General features: G+C 66.1%; 19 protein-coding genes. 10 read left to right on the top strand and 9 right to left on the bottom strand.

Annotation, left to right across the window (positions count from 1 at the left end):
* Positions 1–92: 92 nt before the first annotated feature.
* The 3 genes from hemA to murI are packed head-to-tail and all read right to left on the bottom strand — an operon-like array spanning position 93 to position 3,109.
* On the bottom strand, positions 93–1,307 hold the full coding sequence (gene hemA / locus V7066_RS08800; RefSeq protein ID WP_334182681.1) for a 5-aminolevulinate synthase: 1,215 nt from the start codon (positions 1,305–1,307) through the stop codon (positions 93–95).
* Between the two features lie 33 nt (positions 1,308–1,340).
* Positions 1,341–2,255 (bottom strand): hypothetical protein, encoded by a 915-nt coding sequence (locus tag V7066_RS08795; RefSeq protein ID WP_334182680.1) that lies wholly within the window; start codon positions 2,253–2,255, stop codon positions 1,341–1,343.
* Complete coding sequence (gene murI, locus V7066_RS08790; RefSeq protein WP_334182679.1) at positions 2,252–3,109, bottom strand: glutamate racemase; 858 nt, start codon at positions 3,107–3,109, stop codon at positions 2,252–2,254. Before murI ends, V7066_RS08795 begins: the two co-directional genes overlap by 4 nt.
* 109 nt (positions 3,110–3,218) lie before the next feature.
* Here murI and plsY point away from each other — a divergent pair, with 109 nt between their 5' ends.
* The 4 genes from plsY to V7066_RS08770 all read left to right on the top strand — a co-directional run bounded on the left by plsY (position 3,219) and on the right by V7066_RS08770 (position 7,904).
* Positions 3,219–3,806, top strand: coding sequence for a glycerol-3-phosphate 1-O-acyltransferase PlsY (plsY, locus tag V7066_RS08785; RefSeq protein ID WP_334182678.1), 588 nt, complete (start codon positions 3,219–3,221; stop codon positions 3,804–3,806).
* Positions 3,806–4,936: a DNA-processing protein DprA gene (gene dprA, locus V7066_RS08780; protein ID WP_334182677.1), complete on the top strand. Its 1,131-nt coding sequence runs from the start codon at positions 3,806–3,808 to the stop codon at positions 4,934–4,936. Before plsY ends, dprA begins: the two co-directional genes overlap by 1 nt.
* A gap of 161 nt (positions 4,937–5,097) precedes the next feature.
* On the top strand, positions 5,098–7,728 hold the full coding sequence (gene topA / locus V7066_RS08775; RefSeq protein ID WP_334182676.1) for a type I DNA topoisomerase: 2,631 nt from the start codon (positions 5,098–5,100) through the stop codon (positions 7,726–7,728).
* Positions 7,725–7,904, top strand: a complete 180-nt coding sequence (locus V7066_RS08770; protein WP_313440627.1) for a hypothetical protein — start codon at positions 7,725–7,727, stop codon at positions 7,902–7,904. The genes topA and V7066_RS08770 overlap by 4 nt, the downstream gene beginning before the upstream one ends.
* A 3-nt stretch (positions 7,905–7,907) precedes the next feature.
* Here the strand turns inward: V7066_RS08770 and V7066_RS08765 are convergent, their stop codons facing one another.
* Positions 7,908–9,389, bottom strand: coding sequence for a hypothetical protein (locus tag V7066_RS08765; protein WP_334182675.1), 1,482 nt, complete (start codon positions 9,387–9,389; stop codon positions 7,908–7,910).
* Positions 9,390–9,571: 182 nt separating this feature from the next.
* Here V7066_RS08765 and V7066_RS08760 point away from each other — a divergent pair, with 182 nt between their 5' ends.
* Entirely contained in the window at positions 9,572–10,975 is a 1,404-nt protein-coding gene (locus V7066_RS08760; protein WP_334182674.1) for an MFS transporter, read from the top strand.
* Here V7066_RS08760 and V7066_RS08755 read toward each other — a convergent pair.
* The 4 genes from V7066_RS08755 to lepB are packed head-to-tail and all read right to left on the bottom strand — an operon-like array spanning position 10,972 to position 14,482.
* Positions 10,972–12,051: an SGNH/GDSL hydrolase family protein gene (locus tag V7066_RS08755; RefSeq protein WP_334182673.1), complete on the bottom strand. Its 1,080-nt coding sequence runs from the start codon at positions 12,049–12,051 to the stop codon at positions 10,972–10,974. The genes V7066_RS08760 and V7066_RS08755 overlap by 4 nt on opposite strands.
* Positions 12,051–12,944, bottom strand: a complete 894-nt coding sequence (gene era / locus V7066_RS08750) for a GTPase Era (RefSeq protein ID WP_334182672.1) — start codon at positions 12,942–12,944, stop codon at positions 12,051–12,053. Before era ends, V7066_RS08755 begins: the two co-directional genes overlap by 1 nt.
* Positions 12,941–13,609: a ribonuclease III gene (rnc, locus tag V7066_RS08745; RefSeq protein ID WP_334182671.1), complete on the bottom strand. Its 669-nt coding sequence runs from the start codon at positions 13,607–13,609 to the stop codon at positions 12,941–12,943. The genes era and rnc overlap by 4 nt, the downstream gene beginning before the upstream one ends.
* Entirely contained in the window at positions 13,610–14,482 is an 873-nt protein-coding gene (gene lepB, locus V7066_RS08740) for a signal peptidase I (RefSeq protein ID WP_334182670.1), read from the bottom strand. It lies immediately after the preceding gene.
* A 189-nt stretch (positions 14,483–14,671) separates the two neighbouring features.
* On the opposite strand from lepB, the gene pgi reads away from it, so the two are divergent.
* Positions 14,672–16,192: a glucose-6-phosphate isomerase gene (pgi, locus tag V7066_RS08735; protein ID WP_334182669.1), complete on the top strand. Its 1,521-nt coding sequence runs from the start codon at positions 14,672–14,674 to the stop codon at positions 16,190–16,192.
* Positions 16,193–16,264: 72 nt separating this feature from the next.
* Here the strand turns inward: pgi and V7066_RS08730 are convergent, their stop codons facing one another.
* Entirely contained in the window at positions 16,265–16,912 is a 648-nt protein-coding gene (locus tag V7066_RS08730; RefSeq protein ID WP_334182668.1) for an RBBP9/YdeN family alpha/beta hydrolase, read from the bottom strand.
* Positions 16,913–17,220: 308 nt separating this feature from the next.
* On the opposite strand from V7066_RS08730, the gene gor reads away from it, so the two are divergent.
* The 4 genes from gor (at position 17,221) to mce (ending at position 22,058) form a co-directional block, all read left to right on the top strand.
* Positions 17,221–18,567, top strand: coding sequence for a glutathione-disulfide reductase (gor, locus tag V7066_RS08725; RefSeq protein ID WP_334182667.1), 1,347 nt, complete (start codon positions 17,221–17,223; stop codon positions 18,565–18,567).
* Between the two features lie 246 nt (positions 18,568–18,813).
* Positions 18,814–20,340, top strand: a complete 1,527-nt coding sequence (locus V7066_RS08720; protein ID WP_334182666.1) for an acyl-CoA carboxylase subunit beta — start codon at positions 18,814–18,816, stop codon at positions 20,338–20,340.
* Positions 20,341–20,442: 102 nt separating this feature from the next.
* Positions 20,443–21,624 (top strand): beta-ketothiolase BktB, encoded by a 1,182-nt coding sequence (gene bktB / locus V7066_RS08715; RefSeq protein ID WP_334182665.1) that lies wholly within the window; start codon positions 20,443–20,445, stop codon positions 21,622–21,624.
* Complete coding sequence (gene mce, locus V7066_RS08710) at positions 21,621–22,058, top strand: methylmalonyl-CoA epimerase (protein ID WP_334182664.1); 438 nt, start codon at positions 21,621–21,623, stop codon at positions 22,056–22,058. Before bktB ends, mce begins: the two co-directional genes overlap by 4 nt.
* Positions 22,059–22,092: the final 34 nt, after the last annotated feature.

Below are 22,092 nucleotides of genomic sequence, written 5' to 3'. Positions count from 1 at the left end.
GCTGAACTTGGGGACGGCCGGGCAAATGAAAAGGGCTCCGCCGCGAGAACGGGGAGCCCTATACGAAAGATTTTGTTGCGCTTGCGAAAGGCTCAGGCGGCCAGACGCATTTCCAGGCGTTCCCAGATCTCGACCAGCGCCTCGGTAAGGTGGTGCATCATCGCTTCGGTATGGGCCGGACCGGGGGTGAAGCGCAGGCGCTCGGTGCCGCGCGGCACGGTCGGGAAGTTGATCGGCTGCACATAGGCGCCATATTCGGCGAGCAGGATGTCGCTGATCTTCTTGGCCTTGACCGGATCGCCGACCATCAGCGGCACGATGTGCGTGGTGGAATCCATGACCGGCAGGCCGGCGTCGCGGAACATCTGCTTCATCATCGCGGCCGAGCGCTGCTGGCCTTCGCGTTCCACGCTGGAGCCCTTGAGGTGTTTCACCGAGGCAAGCACGCCCGCGACCAGCACCGGCGACAGCGACGTCGTGAAGATGAAGCCCGGCGCATAGGAGCGGATGCAGTCGATGATCTTCTGGTTGGTGGCGATATAGCCGCCCATCACGCCGAAGGCCTTGCCCAGCGTGCCCTCGATGATGTCGATGCGGTGGGCCGCCTCGTCACGATCGGTGATGCCGCCGCCGCGCGGGCCGTACATGCCGACCGCGTGGACTTCGTCGATATAGGTGAGCGCGTTGTACTTCTCGGCAAGGTCGCAGATCGCGTGGATCGGCGCGACGTCCCCGTCCATCGAATAGACCGACTCGAAGGCGATCAGCTTGGGCAGGGCGGGATCGGTCTGGGCCAGCAGTTCCTCAAGGTGTTCGAGGTCGTTGTGGCGCCAGACTTTCTTGTCGCAGCCCGAATTGCGGATGCCCGCGATCATCGAGGCGTGGTTCAGCTCGTCCGAGAAGATCACGCAGCCCGGCAGCAGCTTGGCCAGCGTGGAGAGCGTGGCGTCGTTCGAGACGTAGCCCGAGGTGAACAGCAGCGCGCCTTCCTTGCCGTGCAGGTCGGCCAGCTCGCTTTCAAGCTCGATGTGATAGTGCGTGTTGCCGCCGATGTTGCGGGTGCCGCCGGAACCGGCGCCGACGTCGTGCAGCGCCTCTTCCATGGCCTCGATCACCTTGGGGTGCTGGCCCATCGCAAGATAGTCATTGGAGCACCACACGGTGATCGGCTTGGGGCCGTTGTGCCCGGCGAAGCAGCGGGCGTTCGGGTAGGCGCCCTTGTTGCGCAGGATGTCGATGAAGACGCGGTAGCGGCCTTCCGAGTGGAGGCGCTCGATCGCCTGATCGAAAATGTGTTCGTAGTTCACCTGGGCACTTCCTGCGTTCGCCTTTGGGGGACTTCACGTCCTTGGGCTATTACCCGTTGCTGCGGGCAAATACATGATCGTTCGGGACATGGCCAGTCGCTTGTCTCGCACACTATGATCGATCTTTTGCAAATCCGCTTGCGCAAAACCGCTTGTTATGCCCGCCACATCGCGCGGTTCGTGACCTGCGACGATGCTCATCGCCGGAGCGGCGCGTTTCAGCGCCTTGATCGTCATCAGCCAGGATACCGTCTCGCGGCGTTCGTCGCCATCGGTCATCGACCTGAAAGTACGGGCCGGGGGGCGAAGCTGCAGCCAGTTCGCGTCGATCGTGGCGACATCGCCGGTGAAGAGGAACTCGCGGCCGTCCTCCAGCCGGATATAGACCATCCTGGCCCGGTCGGGCAGGCCGGGCAGCGGAATGACGACGACACCGGGCGCCACCGCGCGGGGCTCGCCATTGCCGAGGTCGGGAAGCGGGATTGCTTCCGGAGAGGACAGGGCCGGATTGCCGCGATGGAGCGGCCGGTCCAGCAGCACGAGCTTCATCGCGGCAATCTCGACGCGGCGATCGACCCGGTGCTGCGCAGCGGCGTCGAAGTCCTCGACATCGCGCTTCTTCGCGTCGCGGGGCGTCGTTCCGGCGTCGATCAGGATCGGCGGCTCGCCGGGAACGACCGCCTCGAAGGCGCGGACCGCCAGCCGGACCGGGCGGAAGCCGCTGCCTGCGGCAATCCGGTTGGAGAGGAGGGTGCGGTAGCCGACGACTTCCTGCCGCAGTTCGCGAGGTGCCTGGCCCGGTATGCTGGCCGCCAGGTCCCGCAGGCGGGCGATGTCGAGGGGATAGGCCTTGGCGCCGGGGGCGCTGTCGTCGAGCTGGAACCAGTAGAGCGGTACGCCGACGAGCAGCAGGAGAATGAGCAGCAGCAGATTGAAGCGCGGCGTCAAAACCTTCCGCCTTCGGGCAGCCCGTAGCGGGCAAGGGCCTCGCCGTAGGCGCCGGGGAATTCGCCCGGTCCGGTGAACAGGGCGCGGTCGGGGACGCGGCGCGTGAATTCCTGTCCGGCGGTGAGCTGGGCGATTCGCCGGGCGATGCCTTCGGCGCCGTGGACGAAGCGCACGTGGGGGCCGAAAGCCTGCGTCAGTTCCTCTTCCAGCAGCGGGAAGTGGGTGCAGGCGAGCACGAGTGTGTCGATGTCTTCGCCGCCGGGCATTGCCCGCAGCGCCTCGGCTGCCCGGATTATCGCGGCAGGATCGACCGGCTCGCCGCGCAGCTTGGCTTCCGCCGCCTCGACCAGGCCGGGGCCGCCGTAGCGCAGCAGGCGCTTGCCGCCTGCGAATTCCTGTTCCAGCCGGTCTACATAGGCCTGGCGGATCGTCGCCTGGGTGCCGAGCAGGCCGATGACCCCGCTGCGGGTCATCGCCGCAGCGGGCTTGATCGCGGGAACGGTGCCGACCACCGGCACTTCCAACACTTCGCGCACCATGCCGAGCGCGATCGTCGAGGCGGTGTTGCAGGCGATGCAGACGAGGCGAGGAGCGAAACGCTCGGTCATCCGGCCGAGCAGCCCGGCGACGCGGGCCGTCACCTGGGCCTCGGTCTTGGTGCCGTAGGGCAGCCCCGCCATGTCCGCCGCGTAGATCACCGGGGCCTGGGGCAGCACCTTGCGCAGCTCGCCCAGCACGGTGAGGCCGCCGACGCCCGAATCGAACAGCAGGATCGGTGCGGCCGGATCGACCGAAGCGGCGTCCGGAACCCGATGGAGCGTGGAGTGAACGGGGGCGAGAACGGGGGAGGGCATGGCTTTATTCCTGGACCTTGCACCCTGTTAATCGCTCGGGAGGGGAAAGGGCAATGTTCATTGCTGCAAGCCGCTTCGCCAATGCCGCACAAGTCGCTAAGAGCGGGGGATGGAATGGATTCTCGCCCTTGTGCTGGGCTATGCCCTCGGTTCGGTGCCTTTCGGCCTTCTCATCACCCGGATAGCGGGCGCGGGCGACTTGCGCGCGATCGGTTCGGGCAACATCGGAGCCACCAACGTCCTGCGCACCGGCCGCAAGGGGCTGGCCGCCGCGACGCTGCTGCTCGACTTGCTCAAGGGCCTTGCCGCGGTGCTGATCGCCGCGCACTTCCTGCCGGAATGGACCTGGCTGGCGGCGCTCGGCGCGTTCCTGGGCCATTGCTTCCCGGTCTGGCTGGGCTTCAAGGGTGGCAAGGGCGTTGCGACCACGGCGGGCATCGCCTTTGGCCTCGCCTGGCCGGTGGGGCTGGTCTATGCGCTGACCTGGATCGGCCTGCTGCTGACGGTCCGGATTTCTTCGGTGGCCGGGATGATCGCCGCCGTTGCCGCACCGATCGCGGCGCTGCTGCTTGGCCGGGGTGAGGCCGCCGCTGTGCTGGCGGTGATCGCGGCGATCGTGCTGTTCCAGCACCGCGAGAACATCGCCCGCCTGCGCGCCGGGACCGAGCCGAAAGTCGGGAGCGGCAAGAAACCGTGATGGGGCACGGGGGGAAGCAGGACGGAAAGGCGGCAGCGAATCTCTCGCAGGAGGAAGCTTTCGCGCGCATCCGGCTCCTGCGTTCTCCCCATATCGGCCCGGTCACCTACATGCAGCTGCTGGCGCGTTTCGGCGATGCCCGCGCCGCGCTCGATGCGCTTCCGGGTCTCGCCGGACGGGCCGGCAAGGCTTACGAGGCGGCGCCTGAGCGCCGTATCCAGGGGGAGATCGCCGCCACCCGCAAGACCGGCGCGCGCTACCTCTTCCACGATTCTCCCGACTATCCGGCGCTGCTCGCCTATTCGGAAGGGGCGCCGCCGATCCTGACGTTTCGGGGCGATACCGGCCTGCTTGGGCGCCCCACCGTGGCGATCGTCGGCGCGCGCAATGCTTCGGCGGCGGCGGTGCGTCTGGCCCGGGACTTCGCCCATGCGCTTGCGGAAGTCGGTTTCACGGTCGTTTCCGGGCTGGCGCGCGGGATCGACGGCGCGGCGCATCAGGGCGCGCTGGCGGGCGGAGCGACCGTCGGCGTCATCGCCAGCGGGATCGACGTGGCCTATCCGCCCGAGCACGCCGATTTGCAGGAGCGCGTGGCGGCCGAAGGCCTGCTGCTGGCCGAGCAGCCGCCGGGGACCGAGCCGCTGGCGCGTCATTTCCCCACCCGCAACCGCATCATCGCCGGGCTTGCCGCCGGGACGATCGTCGTCGAGGCGGCGCCCAAGTCGGGGTCGCTGATTACCGCGCGTCTGGCGGGGGAGATGGGCCGCGAAGTGATGGCGGTTCCCGGATCGCCGCTCGATCCGCGCTCCCACGGCTGCAACCAGCTGATCCGCGACGGCGCCGTGCTGGTGCAATCGGTAGAGGACGTGGTGGAACTGCTCTCTGGCTTCGACGGCCTGCCGAGGGCGAGTGTTCGCGAGAGCCGCCCTTCGTGGCATCCCGTGGCGGAAGCAGCCGCGCAGGACACCGAGATCCGGATCGCCGATCTGCTCTCCACGGCGCCCGTCGCCGTCGACGAACTGATTCGGCAATCGGGCGCGGGGGCACCGGCAATCCACATGGCCTTGCTGGAACTGGAGATCGGCGGCAGGCTCGTGCGTCATGCGGGCGGCCGGGTCAGTCTCGCATGAGGCCTTGTTTCCGGGGCGGGGGGCGCGGAAACGATCGCGGCACATCCGAGCCATATCTCTGGGCTTGACGAAGCGCCCAATGGCTTCCCACCCTATGCGTACACGTATATGCGCACACGTAAGGGCGCATTGGCGCCCAGGGGCACACAGAGTCTGAAAGTATGCAGCTAGTCATCGTAGAATCGCCGGCAAAGGCGAAGACCATCGAAAAGTATCTGGGCAAGGACTACAAGGTTCTCGCCAGCTACGGCCACGTCCGCGACCTTCCGCCCAAGGACGGCTCCGTCCGCCCGGACGAGGGCTTCGAGATGGACTGGGAGCTTTACGGCGACAAGCAGAAGCAGGTGAAGGCGATCACCGACGCCGCGAAGGGGGCCGACCGGCTGATTCTCGCGACTGACCCTGATCGCGAGGGCGAGGCGATTTCCTGGCACGTCCGCGAACTGCTGGCCAAGCGCAAGGCGCTGCCGAAGGACGTGCAGCGCGTGACCTTCAACGCCATCACCAAGGACACCGTCACCAAGGCGATGACCCAGCCGCGCGAGCTGGACCAGGACCTGATCGACGCCTATCTCGCCCGCCGCGCGCTGGACTATCTGTTCGGCTTCACGCTGTCGCCGGTGCTCTGGCGCAAGCTGCCCGGCGCCAAGTCCGCGGGCCGCGTGCAGTCGGTGGCGCTGCGCCTGATCGTCGACCGCGAGCGTGAGATCGAAGCCTTCAAGCCGCAGGAATACTGGTCGGTCGCGGCGCAGATGGCGCATGACGGCACCGACTTCACCGCCAAGCTGGTCGCCTTCGAGGGCAAGAAGCTCGACCGCCTGAGCATCGGCGAGGAAGGCACCGCGATGCGCGCCAAGGCCGCCGTCGAAAGCGGCGCCTTCACGGTCGAATCGGTCGAGACCAAGCCGCACAGGCGCAACCCTCAGCCGCCGTTCACCACCTCGACGCTCCAGCAGGAGGCCGCGCGCAAGCTGGGCTTCTCGGCCAGCCAGACCATGCGCGTGGCGCAGACGCTCTACGAGGCGGGCGCGATCACCTACATGCGTACCGACGGCGTGCAAATGGACCCGAGCGCGATCTCGGCCGCCCGCGCCGCGATCACCGACCGCTTCTCGGGCCACTACCTGCCCGAGCAGCCGCGTGTCTATCAGACCAAGGCGAAGAACGCGCAGGAAGCGCACGAGGCGATCCGCCCCACCGACTTCACCAAGGACCGCTACGGTTCGGGTGACGAGGGCCGCCTCTACGACCTGATCTTCAAGCGCGCGATGGCCAGCCAGATGGCCTCGGCCGCGCTGGAGCGCACCACCGTCACCCTGCGCGACGGCACCGGCCAACACGAACTGCGCGCCTCGGGCCAGGTCGTGAAGTTCCCCGGCTTCCTCGCCGTCTACGAGGAAGGCCAGGACAACAAGTCCGACGACGACGACGGCGGCCTGCTGCCCTTCATGAAGTCGGGCGACATGCCCGCCAAGAAGGACGTCACCGCCGAACAGCACTTCACCCAGCCGCCGCCGCGCTTCTCGGAAGCCAGCCTCGTCAAGCGTCTGGAAGAACTGGGCATCGGCCGCCCTTCGACGTATGCGGCGACGATCCAGGTCATCAAGGACCGCAACTACGTCCGCACCGAGAAAAACCGTTTCTTCGCAGAGGAATCGGGCCGCCTTCTCACGTCGTTCCTCGAACGCTTCTTCCAGCGCTACGTCGCCTACGAATTCACCGCGGGCATGGAAGACGAACTGGACGACGTTTCCGGCGGTCGCCAGGAATGGAAAGCGCTGCTCGAAGCCTTCTGGCGCGACTTCAAGCCGAAGTCGGACGAAGTCATGGAGAAGAAGCCTTCGGAAGTGACCGAGGCGCTCGACGAGTTCCTCTCCGACTACCTCTTCCCGCCCAAGGCCGACGGCAGCGATCCGCGCCTATGCCCCAAGTGCGGCGAGGGTCGTCTGTCGCTGCGCGGCGGTCGTTACGGTGCCTTCGTGGCCTGCTCGAACTATCCGGAGTGCAAGTTCACCCGCAAGTTCGCGCAGCCCGGCGGCAGTGCCGACGGCGGCGAGGACGAAGGGCTGGGCCAGGATCCGGAGACCGGCCTCGAGATCGTGCGCCGCACCGGCCGCTTCGGTCCCTATATCCAGCTCGGCGAGGGCAAGGAGGCCAAGCGGGCCTCGATCCCCAAAGATATCGACGAACTGACGCTGGAATGGGCGATCAAGCTGCTCAGCCTGCCGCGCACTATCGGTCCGCACCCGGAAACCGGCGAGAACATCACCGCCAGCATCGGTCGCTACGGCCCCTATCTGGCGCATAACGGCAAGTATGCGCGCCTGCGCAACACCGCCGAAGTGTTCGAGACCGGTATGAACATGGCGGTGACCAAGCTCGCCGAAGCGGCGGCGGGAGCAGGCGCGCGCGGTTCGCGCGCGGCGGCCGAGCCGATCAAGGTGCTGGGCGCGCATCCGACTTCGGGCGGCGAGATCAAGGTGCTGGCGGGCCGCTATGGTCCCTATGTCACCGACGGCACCACCAACGCGACGCTTCCGCGCGACCAGAAGCCGGAAGACCTGACCGCCGAACAGGCGATCACCCTGATCGACGAAAAGGCCGCCAAGGGACCCGCGAAGAAGAAGGCCGCGCCGAAGAAGGCCGCCGCCAAGAAAGCTCCGGCGAAGAAGGCGGCTGCCAAGGACGGCGACAAGCCGGCCGCCGCCAAGAAACCGGCGGCGAAGAAGCCTGCTGCGAAGAAGGCTGCCCCAAAAACTACGGCAAAGGCCAAGAAGGAAGCCGCGGAATGAGCGACAAGATCGCCAAGCACAAGCAGCCCTGGAAGCCCGAGGAGCTGCAGAAGCTCCAGACCCTGGCCGGAAAGGGTAAGGGTCTGAAGGAAATCGCCAAGGCGCTCAACCGCACTGAGGAATCGACCAAGGACGCCGCGCGGCAGCATGGTTTTTCGATTGCCAAGGCACGCTGAGGTTTACCGCTTCAGGCGGTAGAGGCCGAATTTCCTCGTACCGATCGACAGGCCCTCGTAGCGCTCATAGGAGCCTGCGAGGGCTTTTCGTATCAGCGCTCTCGTCCGCAGGTTCGGCAGGTTGGGACGGCTCGATTCCGCGACGACGATCACGCCGGGACGGGTGGCCAGAATTCGACTGACTTCGGTCACGGGATCCACGCCCAGTGCCCCGGCCTCGTTCATAGCGTTAAGGTGGCTGGGATAGGCGAAGCGCGTCGGAATGCAGGCACTCGTCGTCCGATAGAGCGCGCTGTCGCTCTCGTAGACGTAGAGGCAGCGGCCATGGAGTTCGCGTGCGACGGCGGCGCTGGCGGCGGCGAAGTCCTTCGCCGTTCCGCGCTCGCGGACTTGCAGCGCCGGGACGACCAGCGCGCCGAGCAGGCCGAAGCCGAGCAGCAGCCGACCGTACCAGCGCTCGCCGGGAGCCGTGCGCCCCAGTGCGGGCGACGCCAGCAGGCAGAGCGGGACGAGAACCGGACCGAGGTAGTGGTCGTACCAGGTTCCGAACGCGAGGAACCCCAGCAGCGCGACAAAGGCCCAGATCCGGATGCCGGTGAGCATGGCGGGGTTCGTTTCCGGCAAGGCGGGCAGGCGGGTGGGTGCCCGAACGATGGCCAGCGCAAAGGGGATCAGTGCAAGGCCTTCCTTGCCAAGCTGAGCGAAGGCGTCGGCCTGATCGACGGTGCGGCCGAAGATCGAGAGGAAGTTGGCTTGAAGGAAGGCTTCGGCATGGCCTGTCGCTGCATAGCCCGTGAGTACCAGGAGCGTCGGCGTCAGGGCGGCAAAGACCCATGCTGCCCCCGCAGCGGCGAGGCGCGGCAGGCGCCAGCCGTCGGCACGTCCGCGTGCCAGCAGCATGAGGCCGAAGCCCATGCCTTCGAATACGACGCTGTACTTGATCTGCAAGGCGAGGCCGACGAGCAGCATGGCAGCCGTTCCGCGTCGGAACAGGGCGCCATCGCCGCTGCGCAGCCGCGCATCGAGGACGAGACCGGCGGCAACGGCGACCGGCAGGTTGTAGAACACCGGCGATTGTCCCAACGCCACGTTGAACACCGGCTGATAGAGCAGATAGGCAAGGCCTGCCGCTTGCGCCGCGCCGGGCGACGCGATTCGGCGGGCCATGCGTTCGATGACGAGGGCGGTCAGGACCGAAAAGACCAGTCCGGCGATCTGGTACGTCAGGACCGGATCGAACGGCAGGGCGAAGGCGCCGCGATAGAGCAGGAACAGGCCGTAGGGTTTGCGGTCCCAGATGTCGACGAAGGGCAGCGCCCCTTCGGCCATGCGCTGGCCGACGAGGAGATAGAACTGTTCGTCGGACTGGAATGCGGGCTTGCCGAACATCGGCAGTCGGAGCGCCAGGCCCAAGGCGAGGTACAGCAGCGGCGAGCGGGGCAAAAGCCGCACTCGGCCTGCCGTTAGCCCCGCGATTGCGATCATTGTCCGACCCTTCCTGCGCGCTCGCCCCCGGCCGCCGGGGCAGGCGATGCCGTCAGCCGTCCTTGCTCCGCGAAAGTTGCCGTTTGGCGACAGGCCCGCCACCCAATCTTCCGTATGCCTTGCAGCCCGTCCCGCCGCCGGGCACCTTGCGGGCCGATTTCGAACTCGAGCGTTGGAGTGACATGCTGCGGATGAGCGATGGCGAGCCGGTTTCCGGCCGCGCGGCGGATGGTCCGGACCTCGGGGATTCCGGGCTGCCGATGCCGCGACGGTTATGGGCGATCGTGGCGATTTCCTTCGGCACCGCGCTGTTCGTGCTGGATGGGACGATCGCCAATGTCGCGCTGCCGACGATAGCGCGCGATCTCTCCGTGGAGGAGGGCGTGGTCGTCAACGTGGTGACGGTCTATCAGCTCGTCATGGTCATGGCGCTGCTGCCTTTCGCCAACCTCGGCGAGCGACTGGGCCTGCGACGGGTCTATCAGGCCGGGCAGGTGATCTTCATGGTCGCCTCGGGACTTTCGTTCCTTGCGAGTTCGCTGCCCTTGTTGCTGCTGATCCGAGCGGGTCAGGCACTCGGCGCGGGTATGGCGATGAGCGTCGGTACGGCTCTGATCCGGCAGATCTATCCCAAGGCGAAGCTGGGCAGCGGACTGGGCATCAATTCGGTCATCGTCGCTTCCTCCAACGCACTGGCACCGGTTCTCGGGGGCTTCATCGTGGCCCACGCCGACTGGCACTGGATCTTCGTGGCCGCTGTTCCCTTCGCGCTGGTTTCCCTGCTGATCGGCCGGTTCCTGCCGGATCCCGAGCGCGGCGATACTCCGTTCGACTGGGTTTCGGGCCTGTGGAGCGCGATCAGTTTCGTCCTGTTGATCGGCGGTGTGGAACTGGCCGCGCATGGCGGCATGGTGGAACCGGGGCTGATGGCGGCATTGGCCGGTATCGGCTCCGCGCTGCTGCTGGCCCGGCGCGAGCGGCGCAAGGCGAACCCGGTCTTCCCCGTCGACTTGCTGGCTCAGCCGGCCATTGGCCTCTCGACGGTTGCGGCGATAGCAGGGTTCATCGCCTCGGCGGCGCTGATCGTCGCGCTGCCGTTCCGGCTGGAGCAGGGCATGGGCTACAGCGTCGAGAACGTCGGCCTGCTGGTCCTGCCGTTCCCGCTGACGATGCTGGTCGTCGCTCCGGCGGCAGGTTGGCTCTCCGACCATGCCTCGCCTTCGATCATGGGGCTTGTCGGCATGGGTGTCGCGGTTGCCGGACTGGTGTTGCTGGCTTTCCTGCCCGATCATGCCGGAGCGTTGGCGATCGCCTGGCGGCTTGTCGTTGCCGCTTTCGGGTTTGCGCTGTTCTTCTCGCCCAATGCCCGGATGATCGTCAGCAATGCGCCGCGTGAGCGGGCGGCAGCAGCGGGCGGCCTACTCGCGACCGGGCGCCTGTTCGGCCAGACGCTCGGCGCGGCGATGATCGGGACGATGTTGTCGCTCGGAACCGGACAAGGCCCGGTCCCGATGCTGGTGGCTGCCGGACTGGCTGGGATTGCCGCCGTCGCCAGCTTTGCGCGCTGGCGACGGGCGGGCAACTAGCGTCTGGGCCGACCGGCGCCGGAAGCGGGTGTCGCCGTTGACGTAGGGGTGGGCGAGGGTACGGCCTTGGGCGTCGTGCCGGGAACCGCGGGCGGCACCACGATCGTCGGCGTGCCGGAAGGAATCGACTGCGGCTGGACGGGAAGGACCGGCTTGGCCTGCTTCACGCCCGCGCGGGTCAGCCACCAGCCGATGTCGTTGGCGGTCGCCTGCATCCCGGCGAAGTTGAGGTGCCACTGAAGCCCCTGGCTGCCGTCATAGCCTTCGGGCGAGCCGATCATCCAGGGCAGCGTGTCGCAGGGCGTATGGGCGGCCGAGGACTGGTTCATCTCGACGACGATGGCGCCGTAGGTCTGGGCCACGCGGCCGGTGATCTCGGAAAGGCGCTGGCCGATGCGGCGGGTGATGGCCGCGTGTTCCTCGCTGACCGGCGTGGCCGGGCAGAGGCCGCCGGGCTGCGGCAGCGGGGTCAGGTATTGCACGAAGACCAGCCGCGCGCGCGGTGCCACGGTGCGGATGCGCCGGGCGATCTCCATCATCTGCATCTCGTCGCGCGCATACTCGACTTCGGTGGGGACTTTCACCGTGCCGCAGGACGGCCGCTTGGCGCCATGCGGCAATTGCTTGGCGCGCTGGATGCAGGTCGCGGTGAAGAGATTGCCGATGTAGTTAAGGTCGTTGCCGCCGATCGTCACCGTCACCAGCCGCGTCTGCGGGGTGACAGCGTTGATCTGCGGCGGGATGTCGCCCCAGGGGCCAAGCACGTTGTTCGTCGTCGCGCCCGAGCAGGAACGGTCGGTGAGGATCATCCCGAAGCGCTCGGCAAGCAGCGTCGGGTAATTGTTCATGCTTTGGCCGCAGCGGGCGGGGGCGCCGCCCTTGGCGGGCGGCAGCATCGGACCGGCCGCGAAGGACGAGCCGATCGCGACATAGCGCTGCCCGGCAAGGCTTTCCTCGACGGCGGCGACCTGTTCGCTCTCCGCGGCCCGCGCGATCGAGGACGCGGCGGAGCCACCGAGAAGGGCGCCAAGAAGCATGGCCGCTCGCGCGGCCGTCATCGACGGTAGGCGCGTCATTACTTGACCCAGTCCAGCCCGATCTCTTCGTAGATGTCGCGCGCGTCGGCCCAGTTTTCCTCGACCTTCACGTGGAGGAACAGATGGACCTTCTGGCCGAGCACTTCGGCCAGTTCCTTGCGCGCGGCTTCGCCGATCGCCTTGATCTTGGAGCCGCCCTTGCCCAGCACGATGGCGCGCTGGTTGTCGCGGGTGACGACGATCTGCTGGCGGATCTCCACCGAGCCGTCCTTGCGCTGCTCGTAAGCCTCGGGGCGCACGGCGGCGTCGTAGGGCAGCTCCTCGTGGAGCTGGCGGTAGAGCTGCTCGCGAGTGATCTCGCAGGCGAGCAGGCGCTCGCTGGCGTCGGAAACCTGGTCCTCGGGATAGTGCCACGGACCTTCCGGCATCAGCCCGGCGAGGTGGGCCTTGAGTTCGGGCACGCCGTCGGCGGTGAGGGCCGAGACGAAGAACACCTCGTCGAACTGGACCTTGCCGGTCAATTCCTGCGCCAGCACCAGCAGCGGTTCCTTCGCGCCGGCATCGACCTTGTTGATGACCAGGATCTTGCGTTCCGGGCGCGAGGCCAGCGCTTCGAGCAAGGGCTCAAGCTCGTGGCGGCGCTTCTTGATCGGGTCGACCACCAGCAGCACGGCGTCGGCTTCCTGCGCGCCTTCCCAGGCGGCGGCGACCATCGCGCGGTCGAGACGGCGCTTCGGCTCGAAGATGCCGGGGGTGTCGGCCAGGATGATCTGTGTCTCATCGAGCAGGGCGATGCCCATCAGGCGCGCACGCGTGGTCTGGGCCTTGGCCGAGGTGATCGCCACTTTCTGGCCGACCAGGGCGTTGACGAGCGTGGACTTGCCCGCGTTGGGGGCACCGATGACAGCTACTAGACCGCAATGTTCGGTCATCCGAATTTCCTCATGAATTCCTCGGCGGCGCGGGTTTCGGCATCCTGCTTGGAATGGGCCGTGGCACGCGCGGCGCCGACATTATAGATAGCGACCTCGACAGTGAACTGCGAGGCATGATCGGGGCCGGAACGCTCGACCAGCTTGTATTCCGGCATGCGGCGACGGTTGCCGGCGGCCCATTCCTGCAGCGCCGACTTGGGGTGCTTGCGCTTGCCCGCCTTGCCCTGCATCGGTTCCGCCCAGAGCTTGCGGACCATCTGGCGCGCGGCTTCGAAGCCGCGTTCGGTGAAGCAGGCGCCGATCAGCGCTTCCATCACGTCGCCCAGGATATTGTCGCTGTCCAGCCCGCCGTCGTCGCGGGCCTGCTTGCCGAGGCGCATGTGCGGACCGAGGCCGATCCGGCGCGCGACTTCAGCACAGGTCTGGCGGCTGACGAGCGCGTTGAGACGCTGCGAAAGGCGGCCTTCCGCTTCCTCGCTGTTTTCGAAAAGCCATTCGGCGACCGAGAGCCCGAGGACCCGATCGCCGAGGAATTCCAGTCGTTCGTAATTGCGTTTCTCGCCGGTGCTGCCGTGGGTGAGGGCGGACAGCCAGAGTGCTTCGTCGGCGGGCACGGTGCCCGAGATTTCGGCGAGGAAGGTGCGGTCGTTTGCTTCAAGCACTCAGATCACGCTCCCGATCCGGCTCCAGCGGGCGGCGGTGAACCAGGTCCACGGCTTGAGCCATTCGGCATCGCCGTCGGTGGAGAACATCATGATGGCGGCCTTGCCCACCAGGTTGTCCTGCGGGACGATGCCGATGCCCTGGCCCTCGATCGCCGGGAAGCGGCTGTCGAGCGAGTTGTCGCGGTTGTCGCCCATCAGGAACATGTGGCCTTCGGGGACGATGTAGACGCCGGTGTCGTCCTGCGGGGTCTGGCCGAGGTCGAGCACGTTGTAGCTCTTGCCGTTCGGCAGGGTCTCGCGGAACTGCGGGTAGTTGCAGACCGGGCCGCCTTCGGCATCCTTGCCTTCGAATTCGGGCGCGTAGCAATGGGTGTTGGCCGTCACCGGCAGCACGAAATCGGGCTGCTTGACGCGCGGCACGGCCTTGCCGTTCAGGAACACCTGGCCGGCCTTCACCTGCACTTCATCGCCGGGAAGGCCGATGACGCGCTTGATGTAGTCCACGTCGTTGCCCGGAGGGGCCTTGAAGATCACCACGTCGCCGCGCGCGGGCTGGCTGGCGAACACGCGCCCCGGAATCAGCGGCAGGCTGAAGGGCAGCGAGTACTTCGAATAGCCGTAGGACCATTTCGAGGCGAACAGGTAGTCTCCGTTCAGCAGGCGCGGCAGCATCGACTCGCTGGGGATGTTGAAAGGCGAGATGATGAAGCTGCGCAGCACCACCACGCCCAGCACCAGCCAGAGCAGGAAGGAGAAGAAGCCCTCATCCTTCTTGGCGTCCTTCCTTGCAGGCTCGCCGCCTGCGCCCGAAGGCGGCGCTGCGGATGTTTCGGGAGTGGGGCCGGAAGTCGCGGTTTCGATGTCGCTCATGGCTCGAACCCTTGTTGTGCGCGGGGCCATCCGTCAAGGGAGATACGGGGGCAAGATGTACCGCTATCGACCAAAAACGTCATGTTTTCGTCGAGCAACGTGTGTAGACATTTGCGCGAGAATGGCACTTGGCCTTGGGCCGCCTGCTATGCATAAGGCTGCCCCCAACCTGAACAAAGGAACCATGGCATGAGCGAAGCGGTGTGGAACAAGCTGAAAGGATTGCCCAAACCGACGCTTGCCGAACTTTTCGACGCCGACCCGGCCCGTCTCGACCTGCTCGCCACACGGCTGGAGCTGGGTGACGAGACGAGCCCCGGCGCGATCCGGTTCGACTGGTCGAAGACTCACCTCGATGCCGCGCATATCGCCGCCTTCGAGGAACTTGCCGTGGCCACCGACTTCGCAGGGCGCCGCGCCGCGCTCTTCGCGGGCGAGGTCGTCAATCCGACCGAGGGCCGCGCCGCCGAGCACACCGCCCAGCGCGGTGTCGGCAACGAGGATAGCGTGGTGCTCGCCCACGAGTTCCACGCCCGCATGGCCGCCATCGTCGAGGCCATCCATCGCGGCGCGATGGGCGAAGTGAAGCACCTGATCCATGTCGGCATCGGCGGTTCGGCGCTCGGCCCGGCGCTGGCGATCGATGCCCTGGCGCGCGAAGGTGCGATGGTGGACGTCCATGTCGTCTCCAACATCGACGGTTGCGCTCTGGAAGCGGCCTTCGCCAAGTGCGATCCGGCGACGACGATGCTCGCGGTCGCTTCCAAGACGTTCACCACCATCGAGACGATGACCAATGCCGAAAGCGTCCTTGCGTGGATGCGCGAGCATGGCGTCGAGGACCCTTACGGCCGCGTGGTCGCGCTGACCGCTGCTCCGGACAATGCCGTCGAATGGGGCGTGGACGAGACGCGCATCCTGCCGTTCTCGGAAAGCGTGGGCGGTCGTTACTCGCTGTGGTCGTCGATCGGTTTCCCGGTCGCCATGGCGCTCGGCTGGCCGGACTTCGCCGAGTTCCTCGACGGTGCGGCGGCGATGGACATCCACTTCCGCGATACCGACGGCCTTGCCAACCTGCCGCTGCGCGCGGCCTTTGCCGACCAGTATTACACTCGCCTGCGCGGCTGCCAGACCCGCGCGGTCTTCGCCTATGACGAACGCCTCGCGCTGCTGCCGGACTATCTCCAGCAGCTCGAGATGGAATCGAACGGCAAGAGCGTGAAGTACGATGGTTCGCCGGTGGACGGCCCGACGGCGCCGATCACCTGGGGCGGCGTCGGCACCGATGCCCAGCATGCGGTATTCCAGCTGCTGCACCAGGGCACCAACCTCGTGCCGGTGGACTTCATCGCCGCGATCGCGCCGGGCGACGATCTCAACCCCGCGCATCACCGCATCCTGCTGTCGAACTGCTTCGCGCAGGGCGCCGCGCTAATGGCGGGCAAGGCCAGCGAAGATCCCGCGCGCGCTTATTCGGGCGACCGTCCTTCGGCGACGATCCTGCTCGACGAAGTCTCGCCCGCGACCTTCGGCGCGCTGATCGCCTTCCACGAGCACCGCACGTTTGCCAATGCCGTGCTGATGGAGATCAACCCCTTCGACCAGTTCGGCGTCGAACTGGGCAAGGAAATCGCCAAGCAGATCGAGAAGGGCGGCACCACGTTCGACCCTTCGACCGAAGCGCTGCTGAAGCTTTCCGGCATCGCCTGACGATAAAAGCCGGGGCAGGCCGTTTGGACCTGCCCCGGCTCCTTGCGGGGTTTCGCTGGAGGTCGATCCCCGTCAGGATCGGTATTCGAGACTGTCCGACCAGTCCGCCGGGAACGGACGACGCGCGCTTTCGGCAGGCGCGGCTCCGGTGAGCTGACGCAGCAGTCGCTTGCCGTCTTCCCAGCTGCCGATCTTCGAATCCGCATTGATATGGCCGGCCTCGCCCGCATCCACGAACTGGCTGCCCCACTGGCGGGCCAGCAGGCGCGCGGTCGGGAAGCCGATCCACGGATCGTTGCGGCTGGCCACCAGGATCGAGGGGAAGGGCAGCGCGTCGCTCGGCGTGGGGGCGAAGCCGTTGAGCCGGTCGTCACGCGGGAAGAAGTCCACTTCCGGCGGTGCGACGAGAAGCGCGCCGACCACCGGAGACGCGGCGCCCGGCTGCTCGAACTTCGCCCACCAGGCCGTCAGCAGGCAGCCCAGGCTATGCGCCACCAATATGACCGGACGTCCGGCGCGCTGGACCGAATGGTTCAGGCGGTTGATCCAGGTGTTGCGATGCGGTTTTTCCCATAGGCCGAGGTCGACCATCTGGGCATTGTCGAGCTCTTCGGCCCAGCGGCGCTGCCAGTGGCCTGGGCCGCTGCCGTCGAGTCCGGGAATGAGCAGCACGAGCGGTTCTTGTGCCGGTGCTGCGGGCTCAAGGTTGGATTTTGCCATTCTCTCTTCTCCCGACTGAAGGGTTTCCGGGGAGTTTTGGGGGCTGCCGGGCGCAGGCTGTCCTGTAGGGAGCGGCAGATGATGCGACTCCTATAAACTCAACTGTTTTGGTTGACAATTATTTTGCGGCCAGCGGGGCGTCCGTTCGGGCGGTCCGTTTCTTGGAACCGGTAAAGGAGAACTTTCCGCGCGCCCGGGCTTCAGGAAAAGCGGATAGGAGTAAGGCAAAACAGCCGTTGGCAATCGGCGTCGACCTGCCCCATATGCGCGGTGCCCGGGATGCAGGCCGGCGCAGCAGGAGCAAGTGCATGTCAGAATTCGACTACGACCTCTTCACCATCGGCGCAGGATCGGGCGGCGTGCGCGCCAGCCGGATCGCGGCGGCGCACGGCGCGCGCGTGGCGGTGGCCGAGGAGTACCGGGTCGGCGGCACGTGCGTGATCCGCGGCTGCGTGCCCAAGAAGATGCTCGTCTACGGCGCGCATTTCGCAGAGGACCTGGAGGACGCGAAGCAGTTCGGCTGGGACATTCCCGAGGCGAAGTTCGACTGGGTCAAGCTGCGCGACAACGTGCTGGGCGACGTCGATCGGCTGAACGGCCTCTACACACAGACGCTCTCGAACAACAAGGTCGAGATCTTCCACGAGCGCGCCACCATCACCGGCCCGCACGAGATCACCCTGTCTGGCGGGGAGAAGAAAACGGCGAAGGTGATCCTGATCGCCACCGGCGCCCGCCCGCTGATCCCGTCCTGCCCGGGCCACGAACTGGGCATCACCTCGAACGAGGCGTTCCACCTTGACGCGATCCCCAAGCGCATCCTGATCGCCGGCGCCGGCTACATCGCCAACGAGTTCGCGGGCATCTTCAACGAATTCGGCGCCAAGGTGACGTTGATCAACCGTTCGGACCAGCTGCTGCGCGGTTATGACGAGCAGCTGCGCGACCGCCTGCTCCAGATCTCGATCGCCAAGGGCATCGACTTCCGCTTCAATGCCGACTTCCGGGGCATCGAGAAGAATGCCGACGGTTCGCTGACGGTCTCTATGACCAATCATGAGCCGCTCGAAGTCGACTGCGTGATGTTCGCTACCGGCCGCGTGCCCAATGTCGAAGGGCTGGGGCTGGAGAACGTCGGCGTCGAACTGGACGACAAGAACGCGATTCTGGTCGACGACTATTCGAAGACCAATATCGATCACATCTACGCCGTGGGCGACGTGACGAATCGCGTGCAACTGACCCCGGTGGCGATCCGCGAGGGCCATGCGTTTGCGGATACCGTGTTCGGCGACAAGCCGACGACGGTGGACTACTCCTGCATCCCCTCGGCCGTGTTCAGCCATCCGCCGATCGGTGCGGTGGGCCTGACCGAAGCGCAGGCGCGCCAGCAGTATGGCGAGGTGCAGATCTACACGAGCGACTTCCGGCCGATGAAGAACGTCGTCGCCCATCGCAATGAGCGCTCGCTCTACAAGATGGTCTGCGAAGCCCATACCGGCCGTTTGCTGGGCCTGCACATGATCGGCCCGGAAGCCCCGGAGATCATCCAGGCCGCTGCCATTGCGGTGAAGGCGGGTCTGACCAAGGCCGATTTCGACGCCACCGTTGCGGTGCACCCGACGATGTCGGAAGAGCTCGTGCTCATGAAATAAGGCTGCGCGCCTTGGCAATCGTCCGGCGCCGTGACCGTTCATTCGGTCGCGGCGCCTTTTTGCGTGAGCCGATGATTGCGCGGAGGCGATCTAACGCTGCTCAAACACATCGGCGGGGCGAAATCGGTACGAACCTGCCACTTTTGTCATTTAACCGATCAATTAAATCTATTGACCTTGCCCCCTGGAACTGCCTAGCAGAGGCAATAATTCGTGCCGTCAAGGTCACTTTCCAAGGGAACCCGGATGTCCGCCAATATCGCCGAAATGGAGAAGCGCCGCGCCGCAGCAAAGCTGGGTGGCGGTGAGAAGCGCATCGCCGCGCAGCATGCCAAGGGCAAGCTGACCGCGCGGGAGCGCCTCGACATCCTGCTGGACGAAGGCAGCTTCGAGGAATTCGACCTCTACGTCGAACATGACTGCACCGACTTCGGCATGGAGAGCCAGCGCATCCCCGGCGACGGCGTCGTCACGGGATCCGGCACCATCAACGGGCGCCTCGTCTTCGTGTTCAGCCAGGACTTCACCGTGTTCGGCGGCTCGCTGTCGCACCGTCACGCGCAGAAGATCTGCAAGCTGATGGACAACGCGATGAAGGTCGGCGCGCCGGTGATCGGCCTCAACGACTCTGGCGGCGCTCGCATTCAGGAAGGCGTGGCTTCGCTTGGCGGCTATGCCGAAGTGTTCCAGCGCAACGTGCTCGCCTCGGGCGTGGTGCCGCAGCTTTCGCTGATCATGGGGCCCTGTGCGGGCGGCGCGGTCTACTCTCCCGCCATGACGGACTTCATCTTCATGGTGAAGGACAGCTCCTACATGTTCGTCACCGGGCCGGACGTGGTGAAGACCGTCACCAACGAGGTTGTCACGCAGGAAGAACTGGGCGGCGCGATCACCCATTCCAGCAAGACTTCGGTGTCCGACCTGGCGCTGGAAAACGATATCGAGGCGCTGCTGGCGGCGCGCGATTTCTTCGACTTCCTGCCGCTCAACAACCGTGAGGAAGTGCCCGAGCGTCCTTGCGCCGATCCCTGGGACCGTGCCGAGGAAAGCCTCGACACCGTGATCCCGCCGTCGGCCAACCAGCCTTACGACATGCATGAGGTGATCAAGAAGACGCTCGACGAGGGCGACTTCTTCGAGGTTCAGCCGCTGCATGCCGGGAACATCATCGTCGGCTTCGGCCGGATCGAGGGCAAGACCGTGGGCGTCGTCGCCAACCAGCCGATGGTGCTGGCGGGCGTGCTGGACATCAACTCGTCCAAGAAGGCCGCGCGTTTCGTGCGCTTCTGCGATGCCTTCAACATCCCGATCATCACTTTCGTGGACGTTCCGGGTTTCCTGCCGGGCACCGATCAGGAGCACAACGGCATCATCAAGCACGGGGCCAAGCTCCTGTTCGCTTATGCCGAGGCGACTGTGCCGAAGATCACCGTGATCACCCGCAAGGCCTATGGCGGCGCTTACGACGTCATGGCGTCCAAGCACCTGCGCGGCGACCTCAACTACGCCTGGCCCACCGCCGAGATCGCGGTGATGGGTGCCAAGGGCGCAGTGGAGATCATCTTCCGCGGCCTTTCGCCCGAGGGCATCGCCGAAAAGACCAAGGAATACGAAGACCGCTTCGCCAATCCCTTTGTGGCGGCGAGCCGGGGCTACATCGACGAGGTGATCTACCCGCACTCGACCCGCAAGCGCATTGCGCTGGGGCTTCGCAAGCTGCGGACCAAGAGCCTCGAAAACCCCTGGAAGAAGCACGACAACATTCCGCTGTGATGGCGTCCCGGGATTGCGGAACACCTCCTTTTTGAGAGTTCCGCGATCCCCTCCATGCCGCGAAAGACGGCACGCATCGAACAACCAGATTGGGAACAGGCAATGGAAGACATCTACATCGTCAGCGGCGTGCGCACGGCAGTCGGTGACTTCGGCGGTTCGCTGAAGTCGTTCATGCCGTCCGACCTTGGCGGCAAGGTCGTGACCGAGGCACTGGCCCGCGCGGGCGTTGCTCCCGAAGACGTCGGCCATATCGTCATCGGCCAGGTCATGCCCACCAGCGGCAAGGACGAGATGCTTAGCCGCGTGATCGGCATCAGTGCCGGGGTGCCCTTCGAAGTGCCTTCGATGACGCTCAACCGCCTCTGCGGATCGGGCGTGCAGGCGATCGTCTCGGCCGCGCAGATGATGAAGCTGGGCGAGGCGGGGATCACTGTCGCCGGCGGCGCGGAATCGATGTCGAATGTGCCCTATCACGACCACGGCGTGCGCTGGGGCAAGAAGATGGGCGCGAATACGCAGGAAGACGCGCTGACCGTCGGCCTGTCGGACGCCATCGGCGGCTACCACATGGGCATCACCGCCGAGAACGTGGCCGAGCGCCACTGCGTGACCCGTGAGGATATGGACGCGCTTTCCGCGACCAGCCACCAGCGTGCTGCCAAGGCCATCGCGGAAGGCCGCTTCAAGGACCAGATCCTTCCCATCGAAGTGAAGACCCGCAAGGGCGTAACCGTCTTCGATACCGACGAGCATGTCCGGGCCGACACCACCGCGGAGACGCTGGCGAGCATGAAGCCTGCCTTCAAGAAGGACGGCGCGGTCACGGCAGGCAATGCATCGGGCATCAACGACGGTGCTGCCGCCGTGGTGCTGGCCACCGCTTCGGAGGTCGAGAAGCGCGGCCTCAAGCCGATGGCGAAGATCGTCGCCTGGGGCCATGCCGGTGTCGAGCCTGCCTATATGGGCGAAGGCCCGATCAAGGCGGTTCCGGTGGCCCTGAAGCGCGCGGGCCTTTCGCTCGACCAGATCGACGTGATCGAGAGCAACGAGGCGTTCGCCGCGCAGGCCGCTGCCGTTTCCAAGGTGCTCGGCTTCGATCCGGAGAAGGTAAACCCGAACGGTTCAGGCGTCTCTATCGGCCATCCGGTGGGCGCCACCGGCACGATGCTCGCGATCAAGTGCATGTACGAGCTGAAGCGCACCGGCGGGAAGTACGGCCTCGTCACCATGTGCATCGGCGGCGGGCAGGGCATCGCTCTGGTACTGGAGAACGTGGCGTGAAGCTGGGCCGCCTCAACCACATCGGCGTTGCCACGCCCGATCTCGACGCCTCGATTGCACACTACCGCGACGTGATGGGTGCCACCGACATTACCGAGCCGTTCGTGCTGGAAAGCCAGCAAGTGCGCGTCTGCTTCGTCAACACGCCGGGTGAAGATGGTACGGCAGGCACGCAGATCGAGCTGCTCCAGCCGACTGCGGCAGACTCGGCCGTGGGCAAGTGGCTGGAGAAGAACCCGCTCGGGGGCCAGCACCATATCTGTTACGAAGTGCCGGACATTCACGCGGCCAAGGCCTGGTTCGAAGGCCTCGGCAAGCGCGTGCTGGGTGAGCCGCGCGTGGGTGCGCATGGGACGCTGATCTTCTTCGTCCACCCCAAGGACATGGGCGGTCAGCTCACCGAGATCATGGAAACGCCCAAGGGCGCTCACTGAGAATAGATTGCGGCCCGCCATAATGGGAGCGGCC

The sequence above is a fragment of the Novosphingobium sp. genome (assembly GCF_036820275.1).
Classification (GTDB): Bacteria; Pseudomonadota; Alphaproteobacteria; order Sphingomonadales; family Sphingomonadaceae; genus Novosphingobium.
Note: the sequence above shows the minus strand (reverse complement) of the source record. Positions and strands in the feature narration are given on the sequence as shown.

Excerpts from the sequence above, each read along its gene's own strand:
- murI (WP_334182679.1), bottom strand. The coding sequence starts at position 3,109 with ATGCCCTCCCCCGTTCTCGCCCCCGTTCACTCCACGCTCCATCGGGTT.
- plsY (WP_334182678.1), top strand. The coding sequence starts at position 3,219 with ATGGAATGGATTCTCGCCCTTGTGCTGGGCTATGCCCTCGGTTCGGTG.
- dprA (WP_334182677.1), top strand. The coding sequence starts at position 3,806 with ATGGGGCACGGGGGGAAGCAGGACGGAAAGGCGGCAGCGAATCTCTCG.
- topA (WP_334182676.1), top strand. The coding sequence starts at position 5,098 with ATGCAGCTAGTCATCGTAGAATCGCCGGCAAAGGCGAAGACCATCGAA.
- V7066_RS08770 (WP_313440627.1), top strand. The coding sequence starts at position 7,725 with ATGAGCGACAAGATCGCCAAGCACAAGCAGCCCTGGAAGCCCGAGGAG.
- V7066_RS08765 (WP_334182675.1), bottom strand. The coding sequence starts at position 9,389 with ATGATCGCAATCGCGGGGCTAACGGCAGGCCGAGTGCGGCTTTTGCCC.
- V7066_RS08760 (WP_334182674.1), top strand. The coding sequence starts at position 9,572 with ATGCTGCGGATGAGCGATGGCGAGCCGGTTTCCGGCCGCGCGGCGGAT.
- V7066_RS08755 (WP_334182673.1), bottom strand. The coding sequence starts at position 12,051 with ATGACGCGCCTACCGTCGATGACGGCCGCGCGAGCGGCCATGCTTCTT.
- era (WP_334182672.1), bottom strand. The coding sequence starts at position 12,944 with ATGACCGAACATTGCGGTCTAGTAGCTGTCATCGGTGCCCCCAACGCG.
- lepB (WP_334182670.1), bottom strand. The coding sequence starts at position 14,482 with ATGAGCGACATCGAAACCGCGACTTCCGGCCCCACTCCCGAAACATCC.
- pgi (WP_334182669.1), top strand. The coding sequence starts at position 14,672 with ATGAGCGAAGCGGTGTGGAACAAGCTGAAAGGATTGCCCAAACCGACG.
- V7066_RS08730 (WP_334182668.1), bottom strand. The coding sequence starts at position 16,912 with ATGGCAAAATCCAACCTTGAGCCCGCAGCACCGGCACAAGAACCGCTC.
- gor (WP_334182667.1), top strand. The coding sequence starts at position 17,221 with ATGTCAGAATTCGACTACGACCTCTTCACCATCGGCGCAGGATCGGGC.
- V7066_RS08720 (WP_334182666.1), top strand. The coding sequence starts at position 18,814 with ATGTCCGCCAATATCGCCGAAATGGAGAAGCGCCGCGCCGCAGCAAAG.
- bktB (WP_334182665.1), top strand. The coding sequence starts at position 20,443 with ATGGAAGACATCTACATCGTCAGCGGCGTGCGCACGGCAGTCGGTGAC.